The organism is Stenotrophomonas sp. CCNWLW57 (assembly GCF_037203925.1).
Taxonomy (GTDB): Bacteria; Pseudomonadota; Gammaproteobacteria; order Xanthomonadales; family Xanthomonadaceae; genus Stenotrophomonas; species Stenotrophomonas rhizophila_A.
In genome coordinates, this window is record NZ_JBBCBJ010000005.1 from 89,328 (window position 1) to 113,540 (window position 24,213).

At 67.5% G+C, this 24,213-nt stretch carries 20 protein-coding genes; 12 read left to right on the plus strand and 8 right to left on the minus strand.

Annotation, left to right across the window (positions count from 1 at the left end; genetic code table 11):
• Positions 1-5: 5 nt before the first annotated feature.
• Together V9K91_RS13190 and V9K91_RS13195 are read right to left on the minus strand one after the other, a co-directional pair.
• Positions 6-938: a hypothetical protein gene (locus V9K91_RS13190; RefSeq protein WP_306989009.1), complete on the minus strand. Its 933-nt coding sequence runs from the start codon at positions 936-938 to the stop codon at positions 6-8.
• Entirely contained in the window at positions 935-1,489 is a 555-nt protein-coding gene (locus V9K91_RS13195) for an RNA polymerase sigma factor (protein ID WP_068851180.1), read from the minus strand. Before V9K91_RS13195 ends, V9K91_RS13190 begins: the two co-directional genes overlap by 4 nt.
• Positions 1,490-1,694: 205 nt before the next feature.
• Between V9K91_RS13195 and V9K91_RS13200 the strand changes: the two genes are divergently transcribed.
• Positions 1,695-4,580, plus strand: a complete 2,886-nt coding sequence (locus V9K91_RS13200) for an EAL domain-containing protein (RefSeq protein ID WP_095364202.1) — start codon at positions 1,695-1,697, stop codon at positions 4,578-4,580.
• Here V9K91_RS13200 and V9K91_RS13205 read toward each other — a convergent pair.
• Complete coding sequence (locus tag V9K91_RS13205; RefSeq protein ID WP_068851186.1) at positions 4,570-5,169, minus strand: TIGR00730 family Rossman fold protein; 600 nt, start codon at positions 5,167-5,169, stop codon at positions 4,570-4,572. The genes V9K91_RS13200 and V9K91_RS13205 overlap by 11 nt on opposite strands.
• 41 nt (positions 5,170-5,210) lie before the next feature.
• On the minus strand, positions 5,211-6,707 hold the full coding sequence (locus V9K91_RS13210; RefSeq protein WP_336443365.1) for an aminotransferase class III-fold pyridoxal phosphate-dependent enzyme: 1,497 nt from the start codon (positions 6,705-6,707) through the stop codon (positions 5,211-5,213).
• Positions 6,708-6,955: 248 nt separating this feature from the next.
• Between V9K91_RS13210 and queA the strand changes: the two genes are divergently transcribed.
• The 6 genes from queA (at position 6,956) to fabV (ending at position 14,018) form a co-directional block, all read left to right on the plus strand.
• Positions 6,956-7,987 (plus strand): tRNA preQ1(34) S-adenosylmethionine ribosyltransferase-isomerase QueA, encoded by a 1,032-nt coding sequence (gene queA / locus V9K91_RS13215; RefSeq protein WP_337308192.1) that lies wholly within the window; start codon positions 6,956-6,958, stop codon positions 7,985-7,987.
• A 58-nt stretch (positions 7,988-8,045) separates the two neighbouring features.
• A complete protein-coding gene (gene tgt, locus V9K91_RS13220; RefSeq protein ID WP_093534359.1) occupies positions 8,046-9,176 on the plus strand; it encodes a tRNA guanosine(34) transglycosylase Tgt in 1,131 nt (376 codons plus the stop codon).
• Positions 9,177-9,329: 153 nt separating this feature from the next.
• The gene (gene yajC / locus V9K91_RS13225; RefSeq protein WP_068851197.1) at positions 9,330-9,674 is read left to right on the plus strand and encodes a preprotein translocase subunit YajC; all 345 of its coding nucleotides are present in this window, start codon (positions 9,330-9,332) and stop codon (positions 9,672-9,674) included.
• Positions 9,675-9,735: 61 nt separating this feature from the next.
• Positions 9,736-11,592, plus strand: coding sequence for a protein translocase subunit SecD (gene secD / locus V9K91_RS13230; RefSeq protein WP_093534361.1), 1,857 nt, complete (start codon positions 9,736-9,738; stop codon positions 11,590-11,592).
• A 16-nt stretch (positions 11,593-11,608) separates the two neighbouring features.
• Entirely contained in the window at positions 11,609-12,589 is a 981-nt protein-coding gene (gene secF / locus V9K91_RS13235; RefSeq protein ID WP_249834098.1) for a protein translocase subunit SecF, read from the plus strand.
• 172 nt (positions 12,590-12,761) lie between these two features.
• Positions 12,762-14,018 (plus strand): enoyl-ACP reductase FabV, encoded by a 1,257-nt coding sequence (gene fabV, locus V9K91_RS13240; RefSeq protein ID WP_336443367.1) that lies wholly within the window; start codon positions 12,762-12,764, stop codon positions 14,016-14,018.
• Between the two features lie 472 nt (positions 14,019-14,490).
• Here fabV and V9K91_RS13245 read toward each other — a convergent pair whose 3' ends face one another.
• The 3 genes from V9K91_RS13245 to V9K91_RS13255 all read right to left on the minus strand — a co-directional run bounded on the left by V9K91_RS13245 (position 14,491) and on the right by V9K91_RS13255 (position 18,400).
• A complete protein-coding gene (locus V9K91_RS13245) occupies positions 14,491-16,560 on the minus strand; it encodes an EAL domain-containing protein (RefSeq protein ID WP_336443368.1) in 2,070 nt (689 codons plus the stop codon).
• A 90-nt stretch (positions 16,561-16,650) separates the two neighbouring features.
• Positions 16,651-17,835 carry an NAD(P)/FAD-dependent oxidoreductase gene (locus tag V9K91_RS13250; RefSeq protein WP_095364205.1) on the minus strand — a complete coding sequence of 395 codons (1,185 nt, stop codon included), beginning with the start codon at positions 17,833-17,835 and terminating at the stop codon, positions 16,651-16,653.
• A 10-nt stretch (positions 17,836-17,845) separates the two neighbouring features.
• A complete protein-coding gene (locus tag V9K91_RS13255; protein WP_093534369.1) occupies positions 17,846-18,400 on the minus strand; it encodes a YaeQ family protein in 555 nt (184 codons plus the stop codon).
• A gap of 42 nt (positions 18,401-18,442) precedes the next feature.
• Here V9K91_RS13255 and V9K91_RS13260 point away from each other — a divergent pair, with 42 nt between their 5' ends.
• The 5 genes from V9K91_RS13260 (at position 18,443) to V9K91_RS13280 (ending at position 22,834) form a co-directional block, all read left to right on the plus strand.
• Positions 18,443-19,327 carry a pseudouridine synthase gene (locus tag V9K91_RS13260; protein ID WP_249834102.1) on the plus strand — a complete coding sequence of 295 codons (885 nt, stop codon included), beginning with the start codon at positions 18,443-18,445 and terminating at the stop codon, positions 19,325-19,327.
• A gap of 321 nt (positions 19,328-19,648) precedes the next feature.
• A complete protein-coding gene (locus V9K91_RS13265; protein WP_068851222.1) occupies positions 19,649-19,858 on the plus strand; it encodes a cold-shock protein in 210 nt (69 codons plus the stop codon).
• A gap of 103 nt (positions 19,859-19,961) precedes the next feature.
• A complete protein-coding gene (locus V9K91_RS13270; protein WP_095364207.1) occupies positions 19,962-20,654 on the plus strand; it encodes a glutathione S-transferase in 693 nt (230 codons plus the stop codon).
• Positions 20,655-20,691: 37 nt separating this feature from the next.
• Complete coding sequence (locus V9K91_RS13275; RefSeq protein ID WP_336443369.1) at positions 20,692-22,257, plus strand: protein adenylyltransferase SelO family protein; 1,566 nt, start codon at positions 20,692-20,694, stop codon at positions 22,255-22,257.
• A gap of 40 nt (positions 22,258-22,297) precedes the next feature.
• Positions 22,298-22,834, plus strand: a complete 537-nt coding sequence (locus V9K91_RS13280; protein ID WP_336443370.1) for an adenine phosphoribosyltransferase — start codon at positions 22,298-22,300, stop codon at positions 22,832-22,834.
• On the opposite strand, the gene dbpA is transcribed toward V9K91_RS13280, so the two are convergent.
• Entirely contained in the window at positions 22,835-24,211 is a 1,377-nt protein-coding gene (gene dbpA / locus V9K91_RS13285; protein WP_068851234.1) for an ATP-dependent RNA helicase DbpA, read from the minus strand.
• Positions 24,212-24,213 lie beyond the last annotated feature (2 nt).

Genomic DNA, 24,213 nt, shown 5'->3' on the forward strand with positions numbered 1-24,213 from the left:
CCATTCTAGTGGGGGTCGAGCAGCTCGCGCAGATCCTCGGGAATACGCGCTTCCGGATACTGCTGCAGGTAACGCTCCAGGCTGGCCCGCGCGGTATCCAGGTCGCGGTCGTCGCGGCGCTCGCGGATGCGCTTGATCCACTGCCGGCGGGGCAACGCTGCGTCGGCATCCACCGCCACGGTGATCGCGCTGGCCGACAGCGGGCTGTAGCCCGGCGCCGCAGCGGGGGTCGGTGCAGCGCGCCGCATGACACCCGGGGCGCCCTTGGCCTGCGCACGTTCACGTGATTCGTCGACGCGGCTGCTGGTCACCACCACGCGGTCGAGTGCGGAGGCTTGATCGGCCTGCACGCTGGCATCGGGCGGACTGGGCGCTGCCATCGGCGCCGCCATGGGAGCCGGCGGTGCGGGCGCCTCGGCCCGAAGCGCAACCGGCGGTGCGGGCGGAGGCGGCGGCAAGGGCGCTGGCACGGCGTTCGGCGCTGGCGCGGCGCGCGCGGCCCGTGGTTTCGCCGCGGCAGCGGGCGGTGCCGGCTCGGCACTCACCGGCGCGGCGGCTTCAGCCGTGGCTGCGGCAGCGGCGTCTGCACCGGCAGCTGCCGGGGCACGGGCAGGCGCATCCGCAGCGGCTTGCGCAGCCGCGGGTACCGGGGCAGCGGGCGGCGGCGCCTCGGGTTTGAGCTGCCAGGCGATGCCCACCGCGAACACCAACGATGCCGCCAGGCCGAACACCGCAGGCAGGCGCGAGCGCGGGCGGGTCGCGCTGCGCATCGGGGCGGCGGCCGCGGGGGCATCCGCGGCGGCGGCGGGGCGCACTGCCGCGCGGGCGGCGGCCAGCACCGCCTCGTCCACGGCCGCAGGCGGCGCCGCCGGCGCAGGGCGACCGAGCAGGCGGGCCAGCTCGCGTTCTTCCGGCGTCAGTGGATCAGGGCGGTTCATGGGCTCAACTCCGCGCGCAGCTTGTCCATCGCGTAGCGCAGCCGCGATTTGACCGTTTCACGGCCGACACCGGTGATCTGCGCGATCTCCTCCAGGCTCAGTTCCTGCTCCAGCCGCAGCTGCAGCACCGTTCGCTGGTCATCGGGCAGCTGCTCCATGGCCAGCTGCAGCCGGCGCCGCTGTTCGAAATCAGAGAGCTGGCTCTCCGGGGTGCGGGTGTCGCTCATCCGCGCCACACGCTCCTCGGCATCGCCGGGCGCCGTGGGGCGATGGCGTGACGCCCGCCAATGATCATTGAGCCGATTATGGGCAATGCGGAACAGCCAGGTGGTGAAGGCCGCTTCGGGCTGCCAGCCGGCACGCGCCGCGATCACCCGCTGCCACACGTCCTGGAACATTTCGTCGGCCAGCGCCGCATCGCGCAGTTGGCGCAGCAGGAAGCTGTACAGGCGGTTGCGGTGGCGGGCGTACAAGGCCTCGAACGCAGGCAGGTCGCCGCCGGCCCAGGCCAGCATCAGCGATTCATCGGTTGGCAGGGCGGCGGCATCCACGGCGCACAGAGTAAGCGCTGAATGGGCCTGCGCATAGCGGCGCGGAGCGGGGGCTGCAGCGGAAATCACAAGGGTGGACCCGGCCGGAAGACACAGCGAACAACGGCCCAGGGCAGGCAATGGGGTCAAGGGCTTCCATTGCCCCCCGGGGAGCGCGTTATGCTCGGGGTACAGGGGAGGTGCCGGTTCTCCGGTGCCAGAAGAGATGAACATGTTGTCCAGCCAGGTAGTGACGACCTCGGGGCATCCGGACCGTGGCGCGGTGGTGTCCACCGCGCTTGCGCGGACGCTGTGCGCGTTGCTGCCCGAGGGGGCGCAGCTCACCTTGGGCTGGTCCGACGCCGCGCTGGGCGAGGGCTGCATCAGCCACCCGCCGTCGGCCCAACCGGAGCACGCGCTGCTGGAAGCGCTGCTGGGCACGCCGCCAGCGCCGGACACCGCTGCGCTGTACCGCTGGCAGCACCAGGGCGGCGAGCTCGCCATCCGCGTGGCGCTGCCCGACGGCGCCGCGCCCCATGGCGCCTGGTGGGCGGCGGCCCGCACCGGCCTGCAGGACGCCCTGGCGCTGGCCCGGCAACGTGAGCAGATCCGTTCGCTGGAAACGTCAAAGCGGTTGCAGCAGGCGCTGTACGAGATCGCCGACCTGGCCGGTGCCGATCTGGAAATGGCCGAGATGCTGCGGCACTTCCATCGCGTGCTCAATACCCTGATGTACGCGCAGAACTGCTACATCGTCGAGTACGACGATGTACGCCGCCGGATCCGCTTCCTGTATTTCGCCGACCAGCGCGACAGCTTCGTGGCCGATCCCGATCGCAGCTACGAAGAACACGAAATGCCGCGCAGCCTGACCTTCGCGCTGCTGCGCCATGGGCAGCCGCTGAGCGGGCCGTCCAATGAACTGCTGGCGGCGATGAGCGACGAATACGACCCCAGCCGCGGGCCGGAGAGCCTGGACTGGCTGGGCGTTCCGATGCTGCGCGAGGGTCGCGTGTGCGGTGCGATCGTGGTGCAGAGCTACGAACACCGGGTGCGCTACAACGAAGCCGACCGCACGCTGCTGGGCTACGTGGCCCAGCACATCCTCACCGCGATGGACCGGCGCCAGGCGCAGGTGCAGCTGGAGCGCCAGGTGGAGCGACGCACGCTGGAACTGCAGCGGGCCAACCACAGCCTGCAGGACGAGGTGATCGAACGCCGCCGCGCCGAGAAGCTGCAGCTGGCCCTGTTCAACATCGCCGAGATGGCGATGAGCGCTGAAAGCCTGGCCCAGTTCTACGTGCAGGTGCATGGGGTGGTGGGCACGCTGCTCGATGCGCGCAATTTCTACATCGCCCTGGTCGATGAATCCGGCGAAGGCCTGGAGTTCGTCTACTCTGTGGACGAGTACAACCCGGCGCGTGCGCCACGACCGTTCAGCAAGGGCCTTACCGAATACATCGTGCGCAACCGGCAGCCGCTGCTGGCCTCGCGCGAGCACATCGATGCACTGCGCGCGTCGGGCACGGTGAACGAGTTCGGTGCACGTTCGCACTGCTGGCTGGGGGTGCCGCTGCTGAGCGATGACGACGTGGTCGGCGTGATCGTGGTGCAGAGCTATTCGCCGGAGATCAGCTTCACCGCCCACGACCAGCGCCTGCTCACCTTCGTGGCCCAGAACATCGGCAACGGGCTGGCCCGCCAGCGCGACCAGGAGCGCCTGCGCAACGCGCATGCCGAGCTGGAGAAACGGGTGGAGGAACGCACCCGCGAGCTGGCCGACGTCAACGGCAAGCTGCTGGGCCAGATCGGCGAGCGCCTGCGCGCCGAACAGCGGCTCACCCACCAGGCGCTGCATGACGCGCTGACCGGGTTGCCGAACCGTGCGCACCTGCTGGACCGGCTGGAAGATGCCATTGCCCGCGCACGTTCGCGTGACGGCTTGCGCTTTGCCGTGCTGTTCCTGGACCTGGACCGCTTCAAGCTGGTCAACGACAGCATCGGCCACGCCGCCGGCGACCAGATGCTGGTGGAAGTGGCCAAGCGCATCGTCTCGATGGTGGGAAGCGATGACGTGGTCGCGCGGCTGGGCGGCGACGAATTCGCGATCCTGCTCGAATGCGAGCAGGGGCTGGCCTCGGCGCGCGAGTTCTCGCAGCGGATGCTGATGGCGCTGGAAGAATCGATGTGGGTGCAGGGCCGCGAGCTGTTCCCCTCCGGCAGCCTGGGCATTGCGATGTGGAGCCCACGCTACCGCAACGGCGAGGAAATGGTGCGCGACGCCGACGCGGCGATGTACCGGGCCAAGGCCCAGGGCAAGGACCGCTTCGCGGTGTTCGACGAAGCCATGCGGGAAGAGGCGCTGCGCAGCCTGGACCTGGAAGCGGACCTGCGCCGGGCGATCAACAACCGCGATTTCCTGCCGTATTACCAGCCGATCGTGCGCCTGGCCGATGGCCAGGTGGTGGGCTATGAAGCACTGTTGCGCTGGCGCCACGAACGCCGCGGGCTGCTGCTGCCCAGCGCGTTCCTGGACCTGGGCGAGGAAAGCGGGCTGATCGAGCAGGTCGACTGGCTGCTCTACGAAGACGTGATTGGCCAGCTCGCACGCGGGGGCGAGGGCTACCTGTCGGTGAACGTGTCGCCGCGGCATTTCCGTTCGGCCGATTTCAGCTCACGCCTGTTCGGGCTGATCGAAGCGGCGGGTGCCGACCCGCGCCGGTTGCGGCTGGAAATCACCGAGGTGGCGCTGCTGGACGACGGTCCGCGTACCCTGCGGATCCTGCAGACGCTGCGCGAACGCGGCGTGCTGGTGCAGCTGGATGATTTCGGCACCGGCTTCTCGGCGCTGTCCTACCTGCACCGCTTCCCGATCTCCACGCTCAAGATCGACCAGAGCTTCATCGCCGGCCTGCATGGGCAGGACCTGCAGAGCACCTACGCGCTGGTGCAGGGCGTGCTGTCACTGGCGCGCACGCTGGGCATCGAAACAGTGGGCGAGGGCATCGAGAACATGGCCCAGCGGCAGACCCTGCTGCAGCTGGGCTGTGACTACGGCCAGGGCTACCTGCTGGGTCGCCCCGCGCCGATGGACACGTTCGTTACGGGTTGATCAGCGCGGTACGGCGCTTCTCGTCGATCCACTTCGAGGCCTGCGCCGGCTCATAGGCGCGCATCCAGTCCAGCATGGCGTCGATGTCCGAGCCGTACCACAGGTCCGCGCGCTGGTCCGGGTGCAGGAAGCGTTCTTCGACCATGCGGTCGATCATGCCGATCAAGGGCGCGTAGAAGCCATCCACGTCGAGGAAGGCGCACGGCTTGTTGCCGATGCCGAGCTGGCGCCAGGTGAGCATCTCGAAGATTTCTTCCATGGTGCCGAAGCCGCCGGGCAGGGCCACGAACGCGTCGGACAGTTCGAACATGCGCGACTTGCGCTCATGCATGGAGCCGACGATTTCCAGTTCGGTCAGGCCGCGGTGGGCCACTTCCCAGTCCGCCAGCTGCTGCGGGATCACCCCGGTGACTTCGCCGCCGCCGGCCAGCACCGCATTGGCGACGGTGCCCATCAGGCCGACGTTGCCGCCGCCGTAGACCAGGCGCAGGCCATCGCGGGCGATGCGGTCGCCCAGTGCGATGGCGCGTTCGGTGTAGATGGGCTTGCTGCCGGCGTTGGAGCCGCAGTAGACGCAGATGGATTTCATGGGGAGGTTTCCGCTGGAAACCTCCCATTCTCGCACGGCCGTCAGGCGGCCTGCGATTGTTCCCGGCGCGGGCCCTCTTTCAGGGCGCGGCCGACCAGGTTTACAAGCAGGTCCAGTTCGTCGCTGTCCATCCCGAAATGCGGGGTGAAGCGCAGCGAGTTCTCGCCGCCATGGATCACGTTGATGCCATGGTTGCGCAGCCATTCCTCGGTGGAATGGGTGCCGTAGCACTTGAACTGCGGGGCCAGCTCGCAGGAGAACAGCAGGCCCGTGCCCTGCACCTTGGTGATCAGTCCGCCCAGCTCGGCCTTGAGCTGCTCCAGCTTGCGCACGGCCTCTTCGCCGCGCTGGCGGATGTTGTCGCGCACCTGCGGGGTCAGCAACGACAGCGTCGCGCAGGCCACGTCCAGCGCACGCGGGTTGCTGGTCATCGTGTTGCCATAGATGCCCTTGCGGTACAGCTGCGCGGCATGCTCGGTCACCGCCAGCACCGACAGCGGGAACTGCGCGGCGTTCAGGGCCTTGGAATAGGTCTCCATGTCCGGCACGTCCAGGCCTTCGAAGCCGGGGTAATCCACGATCGACAGCACGCCGTGCGCGCGCAGGCCGGCCTGGATCGAATCCAGCAGCAGCAGGCTGCCGTGCTGGCGGGTCAGTTCACGCGCCAGCGCATAGAACGACGGCGGCACCGCACGGCCCGGGTCGCCTTCGCCCATCACCGGTTCCAGGAAGATCGCTTCGATGAACCAGTGGTTCTGCTCGGCATCGGCGAAGACCCGCTTCAGGGCCTCCTCGTCGTACGGCGCGATCGCGATCACCGTGTCCTCGCCGCGGTAGCTGGCCAGGTGCTGCAGGTAGGTCCTGCGGCTGGAATCGGAGTACAGGCCGGGGCGGTCGGTACGGCCGTGGAAGCTGCCCTTGACCACCACCCGCTTGATCTTCGCGCCGGCGTGGCGCGCACCCGGGTCGGTCTGCAGCTTGGCGTTGACGTCGGCGATGCGCGCTGCCAGGCCGACCGCTTCGGACCCGGAGTTCAGGCACATGAACCGCGCATACGGGCAGCCGCCACGGCGGTGCCCGATCTCGGCACGCAGCGCCTTGATGAAGCGCTGCTGCGACAGGCTCGGCGTCATCACGTTGGCCATGACCTGCGGGGCGGCCATCGCCTCCAGCACCGCCTCCGGGGTGTGCCCGAAGCCGAGCATGCCGTAGCCGCCGGCGTCGTACAGCACCGCACCCTTGAGGGTCACCACCCAGGCACCGCGGGCGGCGAGGGCGACGTACGGGGTCACGGCGTCATCGGCGTAGAAATTGACGAAACCGTCCTGCATCGCATCGATCTGGGCACGCTCATCCAGCGCCAGCACCTCGTCCAGGTCGGCGCGGACGCGCTCGAATTCGGCCGCGGCGGCGTCAACGGCGGCCACCAGCTGCGGGTGGCCGGCAGCCAAGCGTTCAAGGGTGGCGTCATCCAGGCCGGCGGTGAGGCGGGTGCCGGGCTGGGCGCGAAGGGGGGCGAGGCGTTCGATGAAGCTCATTGCAGATCTCCTGAAACGATTGGCGGCATGGCGCAAATGCAAAACGCGCGACCGGGGGCGCGCGCCTGGGGCAATGCGGCTCATGCATCAGACTTCCGGTTCGATGCTATCACGCGGTTTTTCGCGCGATAACCCCGCAAAAAACTGTTGCAAAGCAGCATTTTGCGCGACGTTCAGCGCTTCTCGCGTTGCCACCGGGGGCCAGTCGTACAATGCCCGACATTGTCTACACGTTGCCGTGCGCTCCCTTGAAGAAGTCCGACTTCCATTACGACCTTCCCGCTGAACTGATTGCCCAGGCCCCGCTCGCCGAGCGCTCGGCCAGCCGCCTGATGGTGGTGCCGCAGGCCCCGGCCGCGTTCGAACACCGCCAGGTGCGCGACCTGCCGTCGCTGCTGCAGGCCGGCGACCTGCTGGTATTCAACGATACCCGGGTGATCCCGGCGCGCCTGTTCGGCCAGAAGGCCAGCGGCGGCCGCGTGGAAATCCTGATCGAACGGCTGCTTGGCGCGCAGCAGGCCCGGGCCCAGGTGGGCGCCAGCAAATCGCCGAAGCCCGGCAGCCGGATCGCGCTCGATGCCGGCGGCGAGGCCGAGGTGCTGGGCCGCGATGGCGAGTTCTACGTGCTGCGGTTCCACGTGCCCGAGCCGCTGGAACAGTGGCTGCTCCACGCGGGGAGGCTGCCGTTGCCGCCCTACATCCAGCGCGAACCGGGGCTGGACGACCGCGAGCGCTACCAGACCGTGTTCGCGCGCGAAGTGGGCGCGGTGGCCGCACCGACGGCCGGCCTGCACTTCGACGAAGGCCTGCTTGCGGCGCTGGCCGCGCAGGGCGTGGGCTTCGGCCACGTGACCCTGCATGTGGGCGCGGGTACCTTCCAGCCGGTCCGTGCCGACGACCTGAAGGACCACGTGATGCACCGCGAGTGGCTGAACGTGGGGCCCGAACTGGTCCAGCAGGTGCGCCGCACGCGCGCCGCCGGTGGCCGGGTGATCGGCGTGGGGACCACCGTGGTGCGCGCGCTGGAAAGCGCCATGCGCGACGGCGAGCTGCTGCCATACGCAGGCGAAACCCAGATCTTCATCACCCCGGGCTACCGGATCCGCAGCGTGGACGCGATGGTCACCAACTTCCACCTGCCCGAAAGCACGCTGCTGATGATGATTTCCGCCTTCGCCGGGCAGGCGCGGGTGTTCGAGGCCTACCGCGCCGCGATCGAGGAAAAGTACCGCTTCTTCAGCTATGGCGACGCCATGTTGTTGTTCCCGCAGGCGGATTGAGCGCGTCGGCGGCGGTTTTCGGCGATAATCGGCAATTATTTGCCCGAATGCCCGCTCCATGTCCCGACTCCAGTTCCAGCTCCAGACCACCGACGGGCGCGCCCGCCGTGGCCGCCTGACCTTCCCGCGCGGGACGGTGGAAACCCCGGCCTTCATGCCGGTGGGTACCTATGGGACGGTCAAGGGCATCCTGCCGGAGCAGATCCGCGCCCTGGGCGCCGAGATCATCCTGGGCAACACCTTCCATCTGTACCTGCGCCCGGGCCTGGACGTGATCGCCGACCACGGCGGGCTGCACGGGTTCGCGCGCTGGAACGGGCCGATCCTGACCGATTCGGGCGGTTTCCAGGTGTTTTCGCTGGCGCACCGCCGCAAGATCACCGAACAGGGCGTCACCTTCGCCTCGCCGACCGACGGTGCCCGGGTGTTCCTGGGCCCGGAAGAGAGCATGAAGATCCAGAAGGTGCTCGATTCGGACATCGTGATGATCTTCGACGAGTGCACGCCGTACCCGGCCACCGAGCCGGTGGCGCGCACCTCGATGGAGCTGAGCCTGCGCTGGGCCCAGCGCAGCCGCAACGCGCACGACGAACTGGGCAATGACGCGGCGCTGTTCGGCATCGTCCAGGGCGGGGTCCACCACGACCTGCGCAGCCGCTCGGCCGAAGGCCTGCAGCAGATCGGCTTCGACGGCTACGCCATCGGTGGCCTGGCCGTGGGCGAGCCCGAGCACGAGCGCAACGCGATGCTCGACCACATGCACCCGATCCTGCCCGCCGACCGCCCGCGTTACCTGATGGGTGTGGGCCGGCCGGAAGACCTGGTCGAAGGCGTCGCCCGCGGGGTGGACATGTTCGATTGCGTGATGCCGACCCGCAACGCGCGCAACGGCCACTATTTCACCTCGTTCGGCACCGTGCGCATCCGCAACGCCCGCTATGAGCGCGACATGGACACCATCGAGCCGGGCTGCGGCTGCCATGCCTGCACCAGTGGCTACACCCGCTCGTACCTGCGCCACCTGGACCGCTGCAACGAAATGCTGGCGCCGATGCTGGGCACCCTCCACAACCTGTACTACTACGAGAAGCTGATGGCCGACATGCGCGCGGCCATCGCGGCGGGAACCTTCGAGGCCTTCCGCGAGTCCTTCTATGCGGCCCGGGGCATGGCCACGCCGCCGCTGTAAGCGGCCGGCCCGGCCCCGATCCGGCGCGCGGACCCTGCCAAACGGCCCAAGGACGAACTCCCGGGGCCGTGGCATACTTCGCGGCTGACCCCTGTTTCGCGGCGACACCCGACCCCATAAAGGGTAGGGCGCCTCCCAACCCAAGGACACACCATGAACCTGATCGCCTTCCTGATTCCCGCCGCCCACGCCCAAGCCGCTGGTGGCCAGCCGCAGGGCATGGGCCTGACCACGCTGCTGTTCCCGATCATCCTGATCGCGATCATGTACTTCCTGATGATCCGCCCGCAGATGAAGCGCCAGAAGGAACACAAGGCGATGCTGGAGAAGATCAAGATCGGCGACGAAGTGCTGACCAACGGCGGCATTGCCGGCACCGTCAAGGCCATCGGCGACAACTTCGTCACCATCGAAGTGTCCGACAACGTGAACATCCGCGTGCAGAAGGGCGCCGTGGGCAACGTGCTGCCGACCGGCACCCTGAAGTCGGCCAACTAAGCCACTCCCTTTCCGAAGCACAACCGCGGCGCCGGGACTGGCGCCGCGCAGGAACCTGGCAATGCTTGAATTTCCACGCTGGAAGTACGTCGTCATCCTGATCGTACTGGCGCTCAGCGCGCTGTACGCGCTGCCCAACATCTACCAGAAGGACCCCGCCGTCCAGATCACCGCCAACCGTGGCGGCCAGGTCGATGACGCCCTTCGCACCCGCGTGCTGGCCGACCTGAAGCAGGCCGGGATCAACACCATCGGCGCGGACAAGGAAGGCGAGAGCCTGATCGTGCGCCTGCCGGACCTGCAGGCGCAGGCGGCGGCCAGCGCCAAGCTGCGCGACAGCGTGGGCGAGAACTACACGGTGGCCCTGAACCTGGCCTCGACCGTGCCGGACTGGCTGCAGCGCCTGGGCGGTCGCCCGATGGTGCTGGGCCTGGACCTGCAGGGTGGCGTGCACTTCGTGCTGCAGGTGGACCAGAAGGCGGCCATCGACAAGCGCATGGATGCCTACGCCGAAGACGTGCGCGGCACGCTGCGCGAAGCGCGCGTTCCGTTCCAGTCGGTGGAGCGCCGCCCGGACAATTCGATCGTCGCCACGCTGAGCCCGTCGACCGACGATGCCGCCGCCGAGCGTGCACGGCTGGCGCTGGTAAAGGCACAGCCGACCCTCGGTTATGACGTGTCGGGCAAGCGCCTGACGGTGACCGTGCCGGACGCCGAGCTGAGCCAGATCACCAACGGTGCGATCGAGCAGAACATCAACACGCTGCGCAACCGCGTCAACCAGCTGGGCGTGGCCGAACCGATCATCCAGCGCCAGGGTGCCGACCGCGTGGTCGTGCAGCTGCCGGGCGTGCAGGACACCGCCGAAGCCAAGCGCATGATCGGCGCGACCGCAACGCTCGAATACCGCGCGGTGGTCGATGGCAACGCGCAGGACGCCATCGACACCGGCCGCATTCCGCCGGAAGCCAAGGTCTACAAGCGTCGCGACAGCGGCGTCCCGATCCTGCTGAACAAGCGCGTGATCGTCACCGGTGACCAGATGGTGGCCGCGCAGGCGGTCAACGACGCCACCACCGGCACCCCGTCGGTGAGCGTGACGCTCAACAGCGTCGGCGGCCAGCGCATGTTCGATTTCACCAGCGCCAATGTCGGCAAGCCGATGGCGGTGGTGTACACCGAGCGCGTGCCGACCGTGACCATGGTTGATGGCAAGGAAGTGCGCAGCTTCCGCGTCAACGAGGAAGTGATCTCGGTGGCCAACATCAACGGCGTGTTCGGCAAGAACTTCCAGACCACCGGCCTGGAGAAGAAGGAATCGGAAGACCTGGCCAAGCTGCTGAAGTCCGGCTCGCTGGCCGCGCCGATGGACTTCGTGGAAGAGCGCGTGGTCGGCCCGAGCCTGGGTGCGGAGAACGTGGAGCGCGGCATCACCGCGGTGGTTTACGCCTTCATGTTCACCCTGGTCTTCTTCACCATCTACTACCGCATGTTTGGCCTGATCACCTCGGTGGCGATGCTGTTCAACCTGCTGATCGTGGTGGCGGTGATGTCGTTGTTCGGTGCCACCATGACCCTGCCGGGCTTTGCCGGCCTGGCGTTGTCGGTGGGCCTGTCGGTCGACGCCAACGTGCTGATCAACGAGCGCATCCGCGAGGAACTGCGTGCGGGCATGCCGGGCAAGACCGCGATCGTGACCGGTTATGAACGCGCCAGCGGCACCATCCTCGACGCCAACCTGACCGGCCTGATCGTCGGCGTGGCGCTGTTCGCCTTCGGCACCGGTCCGCTGAAGGGCTTCGCCCTGACGATGATCATCGGTATCTTCGCCTCGATGTTCACCGCGATCACCGTATCGCGCGCACTTGCGACGCTGATCTACGGCCGTCGCAAGAAGCTCCAGAACGTGGCCATCTGACGGGACGACACGCACAATGAAACTGTTTCCGCTGCACATCCTCCCGAACGACACCAAGATCGACTTCATGCGTTGGCGCCATGTCGCCATGGCAGTCACGATCGCGTTGTTCCTGGCCTCGGTTGCCATCATCGGCATCAAGGGCTTCACCTTCGCACTGGACTTCACCGGCGGCACCCTGATCGAAGCGCGCTTCGATCGCCAGATGGACGTCGAGGAGGTCCGCTCGCGCCTGGAAGCCAATGGCTTCGAGGGCACCCAGGTGCAGAGCTTCGGTGGCAACACCGACGTGCTGATCCGCCTGGCCCCGCACGGCGAACACGCACCGGGTACCGGTGCGGCCAGCGCCGAAGACAAGGCCACCGGTGACGCCGTACTCAAGGCGATCACCACCAGCGAGAACCCGGCCACGATCCTGCGCAACGAGTTCGTGGGCCCGCAGATCGGCAAGGACCTGGCGTTGAACGGCCTGTACGCGACGATCTTCATGCTGGCCGGCTTCCTGATCTACATCGGCTTCCGCTTCGAATGGAAGTTCGCGGTTACCGCGAGCATCGTGGCGCTGTTCGACCTGCTGGTGACGCTGGCCTACATGTCGCTGATGGGCCGCGAGTTCGACCTGAACCTGCTGGCCGGCCTGCTGTCGGTGATGGGCTTTGCCATCAACGACATCATCGTGGTGTTCGACCGCGTCCGCGAAAACTTCCGCAGCCTGCGTGCCGACCCGCTGGAAGTGCTGAACCGCTCGATCAACCAGACGCTGTCGCGTACGGTGATCACCGCGGTGATGTTCTTCCTGTCGGCACTCGCCCTGTACATGTACGGCGGTGCCTCGCTGGAAGGCCTGGCCGAAACCCACATGGTGGGTGCGGTGATCGTGGTGCTGTCCTCGATCCTGGTGGCCGTGCCGATGCTGACCATCGGCTTCCTGCGGGTGAGCAAGCAGGACCTGCTGCCCAAGGCCAAGGACATCGAGGCCCTGGAACGCCGGCCGTAACGGTTGCCGGCCCAAGCCGGCAACTCTGATGGCACCTGAAGAAACCGCGCGCTGCGCGGTTTTTTCATGTCTACCGTACCGGGGCGTCGGTTGTGCTGTCTGGCCGTGCGCACTACGATTCCCGGGTTGCGTGCGGCCGTTCCCGAGGCCCACCATTCCCATCGAGGTCATCATGGTCATCAAACCGCGTGTGCGCGGCTTCATCTGCGTCACCACCCATCCGGTCGGCTGCGACGCAGCCGTAAAGCAGCAGATCGATTACATCCAGGCCCAGCCGAAGGTGCCGAACGGTCCCAAGCGGGTGCTGGTGCTGGGTGCGTCCACCGGTTATGGCCTGGCCGCGCGCATCACTGCCGCGTTCGGCAGCGGTGCGGCCACGCTGGGCGTGTTCTTCGAGCGTCCGGGCACCGAAACCAAGCCGGGTACGGCAGGCTGGTACAACTCGGCCGCGTTCCAGAAGTACGCCGAGCAGGCGGGCCTGTACGCGCGCAGCGTGAACGGCGACGCGTTCTCGGACGAGGTCAAGGCCAAGGTGATCGAGCTGATCAAGCAGGACCTGGGCCAGGTCGACCAGGTGGTGTACAGCCTGGCGGCGCCGCGCCGCAAGCACCCGAAGACCGGCGAAGTGATCAGTTCCACGCTCAAGCCGATCGGCGCGCCGATCACGCTGCGCGGGCTGGATACGGACAAGGAAGTGATCACCGAAACCACGATCGAGCCGGCCACGCCGGAAGAGATCGCCGGCACGGTGGCGGTGATGGGCGGCGAAGACTGGCAGATGTGGATCGACGCGCTGCTGGAAGCCGGCGTACTGGCGGACGGCGCCACCACCACGGCCTTCACCTACGTGGGCGAAGAGATCACCCAGGCGATCTACTGGAACGGTTCGATCGGTGCGGCCAAGAAGGACCTGGACCAGAAGGTGCAGGGCATCCGCGCCAAGCTGGCGCCGATCAACGGCGACGCGCGCGTGTCGGTGCTCAAGGCGGTGGTGACCCAGGCCAGCTCGGCGATCCCGACCATGCCGCTGTACCTGTCGCTGCTGTTCAAGGTGATGAAGGAGCGCGGCACGCACGAGGGCTGCATCGAGCAGCTCGACACGCTCTACGACATCATCTACGGCGGCAAGGAAAGCGGCGCGGCGGCCGATCGCCTTCGCCACCAGCTGCTGGCCGATGGCCGCACGGTGGAGCTGGTCGACGAAGCCGGACGCCTGCGTGCGGACTACAAGGAAATGGCGCCGGACGTGCAGGCCGAAGTGGTGGCGCTGTGGCCGCAGGTCACCAACGAGAACCTGTACGAGATCAGCGACCTGGCCGGCTACAAGGCCGACTTCCTGCGCCTGTTCGGCTTCGGCGTGGAAGGCGTGGATTACGAGGCGGACGTCGCTACCGATGTGGCCATTCCGAATCTGGTTGATCTGACCTGAGTCTGGTCTGCTCAAAAGCTGAAAAGCTGAAAAGCAAAATGCCGCCCGGTCTGGGCGGCATTTTCGTTTGTGGCTTCCGCGTAGAGCAGCGTCTCGATCCCCGCGGGTGGGTCGGCTGGCGGGCAGCCCTCTACGGGACACGCCGTAAACCCATCCATGGGGGCTTGGCAAAAACATCCATGTTTTTGACAGTCCCTACGAGGGCTGCCCGCCAACCGACCCCGACAGATGGCCACGTGCGGTTGGAACATCAAGATCAAGATCAGCAGCAGCGACGCAGGGCGTTGCTCTACATCATTGGCCACCAGCCAACCGTCAATGGGTCGGCGGGGGTGGGTTTGCGGGACTGTAGAAAACATGGATGTTTTCTACAAGCCCCCATGGATGGGTTCACGGCGTGTCCCGCAAACCCACCCCCGCCGGCCCAACACAGTGAAACCGCAGGCCGCCGGTTTTGATTTACCGCACTACCTCACCCAAACTCAAAATTCATCACTGGCGCAGCCGGCCCAACGAACTCACCCTGCACGTAATCAACGCCTGCGCTGAACAGCAGGCTCATCGAGCCGTTGTCGGCGACGAACTCGGCGATGGTGCGGATGTTGGCTTCCTGCGCGCGCGTGGTGATTTCGGCGATCTTCTCGCTGTTCTCGCGGGTGCGGGCGAAGTCGCTGGTGAAGTCGCGGTCCAGCTTGAGGAACTGCGGCTGGAAGTGCGCCAGCAGCTGGAACGAATCCAGGCCCGAGCCGAACTGCTCCAAGCCGATCCGGCAGCCCAGCGGTGCCACGTCGGCCAGGAACTGCTGCGCGTTGCGCAGGTGGGTGAACACCTTTGCTTCCGGCGCATGCAGCCACAGCCGCTCGCCCGGTACGCCCTGCGCCTGCAGCTCGCGGCGGATGGTGGCCACCATCTGCGGGTCGTTGAACGACTCCGGCGTGATCTTCACCATCATGTGCGTGGCATGGCCCGCGCGCTCGCGCTCGCCCAGCACGCTGATCGCATGCGCCACCACCCAGCGGTTGATGTCTGCCAGCAGCCCATGTTCCTCGGCAATGCCCAGGAAAGCGGTCGGGCTGAGCAGCTCGCCGTTGTTGTCCAGGCGCAGGTACGCCTCGTACAGCTCCAGCGGTTCGCCGCCCAGGTTGAGCACCGGCTGGTAATGCAGCTGGAAGCCGTCGCCGGCCAGCGCCTCGTTGATCCGGGCCACCCAGCGCTGGATGCGTTCTTCTTCCACGCGGTCCACTGCCGCCGGATCGAAGATCCGGCTGGTGTTGCCCAGCTCCGATGCAGCCTGCTGGCATTCGGTGGCGCGCGCCAGCACCTGGCCGATGCTCGCGATCTTCTCGCCGACCTGCACACCGCCGATGCTGACCGTGACCGTGGCCGAACGCTCGCCGATGCTGAACACCTGCGCCGCGAACGCCTCGCGGATCCGGTCCGCCAGTGCCTCGGTCTGGGCGAACGCCCCTTCGGTCAGTACCGCCAGGCTGTGCTCGCCGAAGCGGGCCAGCTGCGCGGTGTCGCCGACGGTGTCGGCCAGCACCCGCGCCAGCGCTGCGATCAGGGCATCGGCCGAGTCCAGCCCGATATCCGGCAGCAGGCGCGCGTAGTGGTCCGGTTCAATCAGCAGCAGGCCGAACCGGCCCTCGCTGCGGCCGGCCTGGGCCACCGCGTTTTCCACGTGCAGCATGAAGGTCTGGCGGTTGAGCAGGCCGGTGACCTGGTCGCGCTGGCGCAGGTCCTCCACCTCGCGGGCCAGCTCCGGGTCGAATTCCATGCGGCGGCGGAACACCACCTGCAGGCAGCTTTCGCCTTCATAGGTGGCCGGGGTGAATTCCATCGTGGCCGCGAACACCGCCCCGTCCTGGTTGCGCGCGTCCACCTGGTACTGCGGCGGCGGCGCTTCGCCCTTGCTCAGCGACTTGAGCAGCTGCTTGAAGCCGTCCACGTGCTGCGGGGCGACCATGTCCAGCAGCGAAATGCCTTCCACGTCGTCGAACGATTCGAACCCGAACATCTCCAGGTACGCCTCGTTGGCGCGGATGTGCATGCCTTCATGGACGTAGGCGATCGGGTCGCGCGAGGAAGAGATCAGCGCGTCGCAGCGGCGCTCGGTCTCGCGCATCTGCGCCTCGATGCGGCGCAGGCCACGGCGCGCGTGCAGGTCGGTCCACTCGTTGCGCACCACCGCCAGCAGGTGCTCGGGGCGGCTGCGCAGGGCTACCGCGCGGATGCCGTTGGCACTGGCTTCCACCCATTCGGTTTCGTTGATGGTCTCGGCCAGCAGGATCATCGGAATGTCCTTGCCGCTGGCCGCGATCTGCTGGGTCACCTGCAGCAGCGGGATGCTCTGCGCGGGCGCAGCCAGCACCAGGTCGATCGGCTGGCCGCCGATGATCTGGCCCAGCTCCTCGGCGTTCTGCGGGCGCGCCGGGCGCACGGCAATGCCGCTGTTGCGCAGCATGCTGACGATGGTTTCGGCGTTCTCCCCGCTGTCATCCACGATCAGCAGGCGGACGGTGATGTCATTCGCGTTCTGCATTCACTACTCCCCGGACTGCAAACTTGATACACGATGCATGTGACTTCGTCCATGCCGGCGGCGGGCGCCGATCACGGAATGAAAGGGCCGCTACACAACCTGGCCGGCGGCATGGCCGCTGGCCCAGGCCCACTGGAAGTTGTATCCCCCCAGCCAGCCGGTGACATCCAGCACTTCGCCGACGAAATGGAGCCCCGGCACCAGCTGCGACTCGAACGTGCTGGACGACACCTTGCGGGTGTCCACGCCCCCCAGCGTGACCTCCGCGGTACGGTACCCTTCGGTGCCGCTGGCCACCAGTGGGAAATCCTGCAGCAGGGCGGCGGCCTGGCGCAGTTCGCGCTCGTCGATCTGGCGCACCGGGCGGTCCGGCAGCCAGTGTTCGCACAGGCGCAGCGCCAACCGGCGTGGCAACACCTCGGACAATACCGTGCGCAGCTCGGCCGCGCTCCGGTCGCGTTTCATGGTGCGCAGCCAGTCTTCGGCATCCTGTCCGGGCAGCAGGTCCAGGCGCAGGTCGTCGCCCGGCTGCCAGAACGAGGAGATCTGCAGGATCGCCGGGCCGCTGATGCCGCGATGGGTGATCAGCATCGAGTTGCGGAACTCCACGTCGTTGCAGCGCGCCGCGATCGGCAGCGCGACCCCGCTCAGGTCATGGAAGCGCTCCTGGTGCTTGCCGCTCAGGGTCAGCGGCACCAGCCCGGCACGGGTCGGCAGCACTTCGTGGCCGAACTGGCGGGCCAGTTCATAGCCGAAGCCGGTGGCCCCCAGGCTGGGGATGGACAGCCCGCCGGTGGCGACCACCAGCGAGGCGGCATGGAAGCGGCCCTGCGCGGTCTGCACGTGGAAGCCGTCGGCACCGCGCTCGACCTTCTCCACTGCGCAGTCGGTCCGGATCTGCGCGCCGGCGGCCGTGCATTCGTCCACCAGCATGCGCACGATCTGCTTGGACGAGATGTCGCAGAACAGCTGGCCCAGCTCCTTCTCGTGGTAGGCGATGCCGTGCCGCTCGACCATGTCGATGAAGTCCCATGGCGTGTAGCGCGCCAGCGCGGACTTGCAGAAGTGCGGGTTGGCCGACAGGAAGTTGGCCGGGGTGGTGCCGGTGTTGGTGAAGTTGCAGCGGCCACCGCCGGACATCAGGATCTTCTTGCCGACCTTGTTGGCATGGTCGATCACCTGCACCATGCGCCCGCGCCGGCCGGCGGTGAGCGCGCACATCAGCCCGGCAGCGCCGGCACCGATCACCAGGACATCGCAGCGGATCGTACTCATCGGCGCTGGATCAGGCCTGCGGCTTCTGCTTGCGCCAGGTCGGGGTGAAGGTCAGTTCCTTCTTGTCCGAGATCAGCCGCACTTCGCCGTCCTGGATCATCACGTCCCAGCGCATGGTGCGCTCGATCTGCTCGCCAAGCTCGGTGACGAGGTCGCCCGGCAGGTCCATGACCTCCAACGACGACAGCTTGTTCAACGCCGCGCTGTTGCGCTTCCACCAGGTGTCGGTGAGGTTGCTGCTGCCGTACATCACCAGCTGCACCGCGCGGGCACGCCCACTTGCCTTGCGCAGGCGGGATTCGTCCGGTTGGCCCAGGTCGATCCACAGCTCGATGTCGCCGGTGTAGTCCCGGCGCCACAGGTCCGGCTCGTCGTCCACGCTCAGTCCGCGACCGAATTCCAGCCGTTCGTCGGCGTTCAGGGCAAAGGTCAGCATGCGCACCATCAGGCGCTCATCGGTTTCCGACGGGTGCTGGGCCAGGGTCAGGTTATGGGTGGCGTAGTAGCCGCGATCCATGTCGCTGATCTGCAGTTCGGCCTTGCGGATGGTGGCGGTGAGGGCCATGGGGGTACCGTAAACAAAGAGCACCATGATAATGCGTGGGCTATGCACCCGTCCGATCCGATTACCGGCCACGTTGCCGCCAGCCGCCTGCAGTTGCCCCCGGGGGACTGGCGCTGCCTGTTGGATGGGCTGTGCGCGCGGTTCCCGCGCATCGACCGTGGCCAATGGCAGGACCGGTTCGCCCGCGGCCGGGTGCGCGATGCGCAGGGCAGGGCGCTGGCGGCCGACCACCCCTGGCAGGTGGGGCTGGAGATCCACTACTTCCGTGAGGTGGCGGACGAGCCGGTGATTCCGCACCAGGAGGCCATCGTGCATGTCGACGCGCACCTGCTGGTGGCCGACAAGCCGCATTTCCTGCCGGTGACCCCGGCCGGCGGGTACGTGCAGCAGACCCTGCTGGCGCGGCTGGTGGCCCGGACCGGCAATCCCGACCTGGTGCCGTTGCATAGGCTGGACCGGCTGACGGCGGGTCTGGTGCTGTTCTCTACTCGCCCTGAGACGCGCGATGCGTACCAGCGGTTGTTCCGTGAGCGGCGCATCGTGAAGACCTATGAGGCCCTCGCGCCGGGACTGCCCGGGCTGGCGTTTCCGCTGGAGCGGCGCAGCCGGCTGGTGCCGGGCGAGCCGTTCTTCCGCATGACCGAGGCCCCGGGCGAGCCGAATGCGCGGACGCGGGTCGAGGTGATCGACGCGGCGGGCCCGTTCTGGCGCTATCGCCTGCATCCGGAGACCGGCCGCAAGCACCAGCTGCGGGTGCATATGGCCGCGCTGGGGGCGCCGATCTGCGGGGATGACCTGTATCCGGAACTGAACCCTGCCGGGCAGGGCGCTGCCGCACCTGCGCTTCAACTGCTGGCCAAAGCCCTCGCCTTCGAGGATCCGTTGACCGGCGAGCCAAGACACTTCAGCAGCGGTCTGAACCTTTAGGCCCGGTGGGCCTGCCGTTTGGCTGAAATTAAGGCGGTAAATACATGAATAGGGTGTCGGAATTCGTGTAGGATTCCCCAATCCCTTGTCCTGTCAGGCGGGAGGGGGGAGGTGGCTGAATAACCCAGCTATCGCTTTTTCGGTAAAAGACGCGTATCGTCCCCCACACTGTGTTTGCTAGGGTCACCGTGAATCGTGGCCTGATGCGGTTGATCTCACGATCCGCTCATCGATCCGCTTTACCAACGCCTGCAACTCAGTCTCGGCTCCGGAAATCCGGTGGTCGCGATTATTTCAACTTATGTTTCAGGAGTTAGTTACATGTCTGATCGTCAGAGCGGTACCGTCAAGTGGTTCAACGATGCCAAGGGCTTCGGCTTCATCACCCCGGAAAGCGGCCCGGACCTGTTCGTGCACTTCCGTGCCATCCAGGGCACCGGCTTCAAGTCGCTGCAGGAAGGCCAGAAGGTGACCTTCGTCGCCGTGCAGGGCCAGAAGGGCATGCAGGCTGACCAGGTGCAGGCCGCCTAATAGGCTCCTGCCACCGCAAGGTGCCAATAAACGCCGGAAGCGAAAGCTCCCGGCGTTTTTTATTGCGGGTAGCATGGGCGTTTGCCCCCCTGCGGACCTGCCGATGATCAAGGTGCACCATCTGGACCACTCGCGCTCACAGCGCGTGCTGTGGATGCTTGAAGAGCTGAACCTGCCATACCAGCTGGTTACCTACCAGCGTGACCCGAAAACCTGGCTGGCCCCGCAGGCGCTGCGCGACATCCATCCGCTGGGCAAATCGCCCGTGCTGCAGGACGATGCCCTGGTCCTGGCCGAATCCGGCGCGATCCTGGAATACCTCGCTGACCGCTACGACAGTGGCCGCCAGCTGTCGCCCGAGCCGATGCCGGCGCAGGCCGCCGAGCGCGTGCGCTACCGCTACTGGATGCATTACGCGGAAGGGTCGGCGATGCCACCGCTGCTGATGAGCCTGGTGTTCGCGCGGGTACGCAAGGCGCCGATGCCGTTCTTTGCCAAACCCATCGCACGCGGAATCGCCGACAAGGTGATGAAGGGCTTCGTTGGCCCGCAGTTGAAGCTGCACCTGGACTGGATGGAGCGCGAACTGGCCAGCTCGCCCTGGTTCGCGGGTGAGCGCTTCACCGCCGCCGACATCCAGATGAGCTTCCCGATCCAGGCCGCGGCCTCGCGCGCCGGCAGCATGGAGCGCTACCCCAAGCTGCAGGCATTCCTGGCCCGGATCGCACAGCGCCCCGCGTTCCAGCGTGCCGTGGAGCGCGGTGGCCCGCTCGACCTGGGCGCGGGCGCGGCCTGAGCTTGCGGGGGCGTTCCGACGCCCCCACCTTGTCGTGATGAGCACTGAACCGCTGCGCTTCGACAACCGATTCATCCGGGAGCTGCCCGGCGACGACGAAACCGGCCCCCGCGTGCGCGAGGTGCGCGGCGCGGCGTGGTCGGCAGTGATGCCCACGCCGGTAGCCGCGCCCAGGCTGCTGGCGTACTCACCTGAACTCGCGGAGCAGTTGGGCCTGGGCCAGGATCTGCTGGACAGCCCGGATTTTGCCCGCGTGTTCGGCGGCAACGCCCTGTATGACGGCATGCAGCCCTGGGCCGCCAACTATGGCGGGCACCAGTTCGGGCACTGGGCCGGCCAGCTGGGCGACGGCCGTGCCATTTCACTGGGCGAGCTGCTGGCGCCGGAGGGTGCGCGCTGGGAGCTGCAGCTGAAGGGGGCAGGGCGCACACCTTATTCGCGCGGGGCCGATGGTCGTGCCGTGTTGCGCTCGTCGATCCGCGAATTCCTCTGCAGCGAAGCAATGCATCACCTGGGCGTGCCGACCACGCGCGCGCTCAGCCTGGTGGCCACGGGTGACAGCGTGGTGCGCGACATGTTCTACGACGGCCATCCCGAAGCGGAACCGGGTGCGGTGGTGTGCCGGGTGGCGCCCTCGTTCCTGCGCTTTGGCAGCTTCGAGCTGCCGGCGTCGCGCGGTGACGTGGCGTTGCTGCGGCAGCTGGTAAACCTGTGCATCGCGCGCGATTTTCCCGAACTGGACGATGCCGGCGAACAACGGTACGCCGCCTGGTTCGCGCAGGTCTGCGAGCGCACGGCGGAGCTGGTGGCGCACTGGATGCGCGTCGGCTTCGTGCACGGGGTGATGAACACCGACAACCTGTCCATCCTCGGCCTCACCATCGATTGCGGTCCGTATGGCTGGGTGGACGACTACGATCCGGACTGGACCCCCAACACCACCGATGCGCAGGGCCGCCGTTACCGCTTCGGCACCCAGCCGCAGGTGGCGTACTGGAACCTGACCCGGCTGGCGCAGGCGCTGTCGCCGCTGTTCGAGGACGTGGCCCCGCTGCACGACGGCCTGGCGCGTTTCCAGGCCGTGCATGCGCGCTGCGAGCGTGACGACATTGCCGCCAAGCTGGGCCTTGCCGAGTGCCAGGACGCGGACCTGGCGTTGATGGCGGACTGGCTGACGCTCCTGCACGATGGCGAGATGGACATGACGCTCGCGTTCCGTGGCCTGATCGACCTCGATCCGCAGGCGCCCCGGCTCGCCGTACTGGAAGAGGCGTTCTACAGCGAGGCACGACGTGAGGCCGTGCTGCCTGCGCTCCAGCAGTGGTTGCAGCGGTATGCGGCCAGGCTGCAGGCAGACGCCCTCGACCCCGTGCAGCGCCGGGAGCGCATGGCCGCGGCCAATCCGCTGTACGTGCTGCGCAACTGGCTGGCGCAGGAAGCCATCGAGCTGGCGGGGCAGGGCGACCTCAGTGGCGTGCACACGCTGCAGGAGGTGCTGCGTCGTCCGTATGAGGTCCAGCCCGGGCGTGAACACTATGCGGCCAAGCGGCCGGAGTGGGCGCGCAACAAGGCCGGCTGCTCGATGCTGTCCTGCAGTTCATGAGGCCGGGTTACCCTATGCCACCCATTCGTTGTCTCCCGCCATGACCGATCTTCCCGCCACGCCCGCATGGGCCAGCCGCCTGCGCGACGTCGCTGATTTCCCCAAGCCGGGCATCCTGTTCAAGGACATCATGCCGCTGCTGGCCGATGGCGATGATTTCGCCGCTGCCATCGACGCGATGGTCGCGCCGTGGCGCGAGGCACGGCTGGATGCGGTGATGGGCATCGAGTCGCGCGGCTTCATCCTCGGCGCGGCGATGGCCCGCGTACTGGGCGTTGGCTTCGTGCCCGTGCGCAAGCCGGGCAAGCTGCCCGGTCGCACGCTGAAGCAGGACTACACGCTGGAATACCGCACCGACAGCATCGAAGTGCATGCCGATGCATTGCCGCCGGGCGCGCGCGTGCTGGTCGTGGACGACGTGCTCGCCACCGGCGGCACGCTGCTGGCCGCGCTGTCGCTGGCCAGGCAGCTGCAGGTGGAGGTGCTCGGCGCCGCCGTGCTGGTCGAACTGGCTGGCCTCTGCGGCCGCGAACGCTGGACCAGCGATGTGCCGCTGGTCGCGAACCTGGTGTACTGATTACATCTTCCGCACGCGGAAACGCCGGCCCTTGATCTTGCCCGCTTCCAGGCGGGCGATGGCCTTGCCCACGTGTTCGCGGGCGATCGCCACGTAGGAACGGGTGGCGTAGATGTCGATCTTGCCGATCACCTTGGCCGACAGCCCGGCATCGCCGGTCAATGCCCCCAGGATGTCGCCGGGGCGCAGCTTGTCGGTCTTGCCGCCGTCGATGCGCAGCGTTTCCATCGCCGCCTGCGGCAGGACCGCCGGGCGCGCCGTGGCCAGCGGGGTCTTCTGCCAGTCCAGCGGCTTGCCCTGCGCCGCTTCCAGCGCGTCGGCGCGGTTGCGCTCGCGGTGGGTCACCAGGCTGATCGCCAGCCCGGTGGCGCCGGCGCGGCCGGTGCGGCCCACGCGGTGTTCGTAGGTTTCAATGTCGGTGGGCAGCTCGTAATTGATCACCGCCGCCAGGTCCTGCACGTCCAGCCCGCGCGCGGCCACGTCGCTGGCTACCAACACGTTGCAGCTGCGGTTGGCGAAGCGCACCAGCACTTCGTCACGGTCGCGCTGTTCCATTTCGCCATGCAGCGGCAACGCGGAGAAGCCGAACTGCTGCAGCGATACGGCCACGTCATCCACGTCGCGGCGGGTGTTGCAGAACACCACGGTCGATTCCGGCGTGTACTTCAGCAGCAGGCCGGCCAGCGCCTTCTGCTTGCTGGCCAGGTCCACTTCGCAGAACAGGTGGCGGATCGCCGGGGCGTGGTCGGCGCCTTCCACGGTCACTTCCACCGGATCGCGCAGCAGCACGCGCGCGATCTCGCGGATCTCGTCGGGGTAGGTGGCCGAGAACAGCAGCGTCTGGCGGTCCTTGCTGGTGCGCCCGGCGATTTCGCGGATCGGTTCTTCAAAGCCCATGTCGAGCATGCGGTCGGCTTCGTCCAGCACCAGCGTGGTCACCCCGCCCAGCTTCAGGGCGCGCTTGCGGCCCAGTTCCTGGATGCGGCCGGGCGTGCCGACCACCACGTGCGGGTCGTGTGCTTCCAGCGACGCCAGCTGGGGCGCCAGCGGCATGCCACCGGTCAGCACCACCAGCTTGAGGTTGGGAATGCCGGTGGCCAGCTTGCGGATCTGCTTGCCGACCTGGTCGGCCAGTTCGCGGGTGGGGCACAGCACCAGCGCCTGCGCGCGGATCACCGCCGGGTCCAGCGCCTGCAGCAGCCCCAGACCGAAGGCCGCGGTCTTGCCGCTGCCGGTGGGCGCCTGGGCGATCAGGTCGCGACGGGCGAGGATGGCGGGCAGCGCCTGCGCCTGCACGGGAGTCATCTGGGTATAGCCCAGCGCGTCGATGCCCGCCGCCAGCGAGGCCGACAGGGGCAGTTCGGAGAATTCGTTCATGC

What these genes read in the sequence shown, in the direction of transcription:
- V9K91_RS13190 (WP_306989009.1), bottom strand. Translation starts at nt 938, where the DNA reads ATGAACCGCCCTGATCCACTGACGCCGGAAGAACGCGAGCTGGCCCGC.
- V9K91_RS13200 (WP_095364202.1), top strand. Translation starts at nt 1,695, where the DNA reads ATGAACATGTTGTCCAGCCAGGTAGTGACGACCTCGGGGCATCCGGAC.
- V9K91_RS13205 (WP_068851186.1), bottom strand. Translation starts at nt 5,169, where the DNA reads ATGAAATCCATCTGCGTCTACTGCGGCTCCAACGCCGGCAGCAAGCCC.
- V9K91_RS13210 (WP_336443365.1), bottom strand. Translation starts at nt 6,707, where the DNA reads ATGAGCTTCATCGAACGCCTCGCCCCCCTTCGCGCCCAGCCCGGCACC.
- tgt (WP_093534359.1), top strand. Translation starts at nt 8,046, where the DNA reads ATGTCCCGACTCCAGTTCCAGCTCCAGACCACCGACGGGCGCGCCCGC.
- yajC (WP_068851197.1), top strand. Translation starts at nt 9,330, where the DNA reads ATGAACCTGATCGCCTTCCTGATTCCCGCCGCCCACGCCCAAGCCGCT.
- secD (WP_093534361.1), top strand. Translation starts at nt 9,736, where the DNA reads ATGCTTGAATTTCCACGCTGGAAGTACGTCGTCATCCTGATCGTACTG.
- secF (WP_249834098.1), top strand. Translation starts at nt 11,609, where the DNA reads ATGAAACTGTTTCCGCTGCACATCCTCCCGAACGACACCAAGATCGAC.
- fabV (WP_336443367.1), top strand. Translation starts at nt 12,762, where the DNA reads ATGGTCATCAAACCGCGTGTGCGCGGCTTCATCTGCGTCACCACCCAT.
- V9K91_RS13245 (WP_336443368.1), bottom strand. Translation starts at nt 16,560, where the DNA reads ATGCAGAACGCGAATGACATCACCGTCCGCCTGCTGATCGTGGATGAC.
- V9K91_RS13250 (WP_095364205.1), bottom strand. Translation starts at nt 17,835, where the DNA reads ATGAGTACGATCCGCTGCGATGTCCTGGTGATCGGTGCCGGCGCTGCC.
- V9K91_RS13255 (WP_093534369.1), bottom strand. Translation starts at nt 18,400, where the DNA reads ATGGCCCTCACCGCCACCATCCGCAAGGCCGAACTGCAGATCAGCGAC.
- V9K91_RS13260 (WP_249834102.1), top strand. Translation starts at nt 18,443, where the DNA reads ATGCACCCGTCCGATCCGATTACCGGCCACGTTGCCGCCAGCCGCCTG.
- V9K91_RS13265 (WP_068851222.1), top strand. Translation starts at nt 19,649, where the DNA reads ATGTCTGATCGTCAGAGCGGTACCGTCAAGTGGTTCAACGATGCCAAG.
- V9K91_RS13270 (WP_095364207.1), top strand. Translation starts at nt 19,962, where the DNA reads ATGATCAAGGTGCACCATCTGGACCACTCGCGCTCACAGCGCGTGCTG.
- V9K91_RS13275 (WP_336443369.1), top strand. Translation starts at nt 20,692, where the DNA reads ATGAGCACTGAACCGCTGCGCTTCGACAACCGATTCATCCGGGAGCTG.
- V9K91_RS13280 (WP_336443370.1), top strand. Translation starts at nt 22,298, where the DNA reads ATGACCGATCTTCCCGCCACGCCCGCATGGGCCAGCCGCCTGCGCGAC.
- dbpA (WP_068851234.1), bottom strand. Translation starts at nt 24,211, where the DNA reads ATGAACGAATTCTCCGAACTGCCCCTGTCGGCCTCGCTGGCGGCGGGC.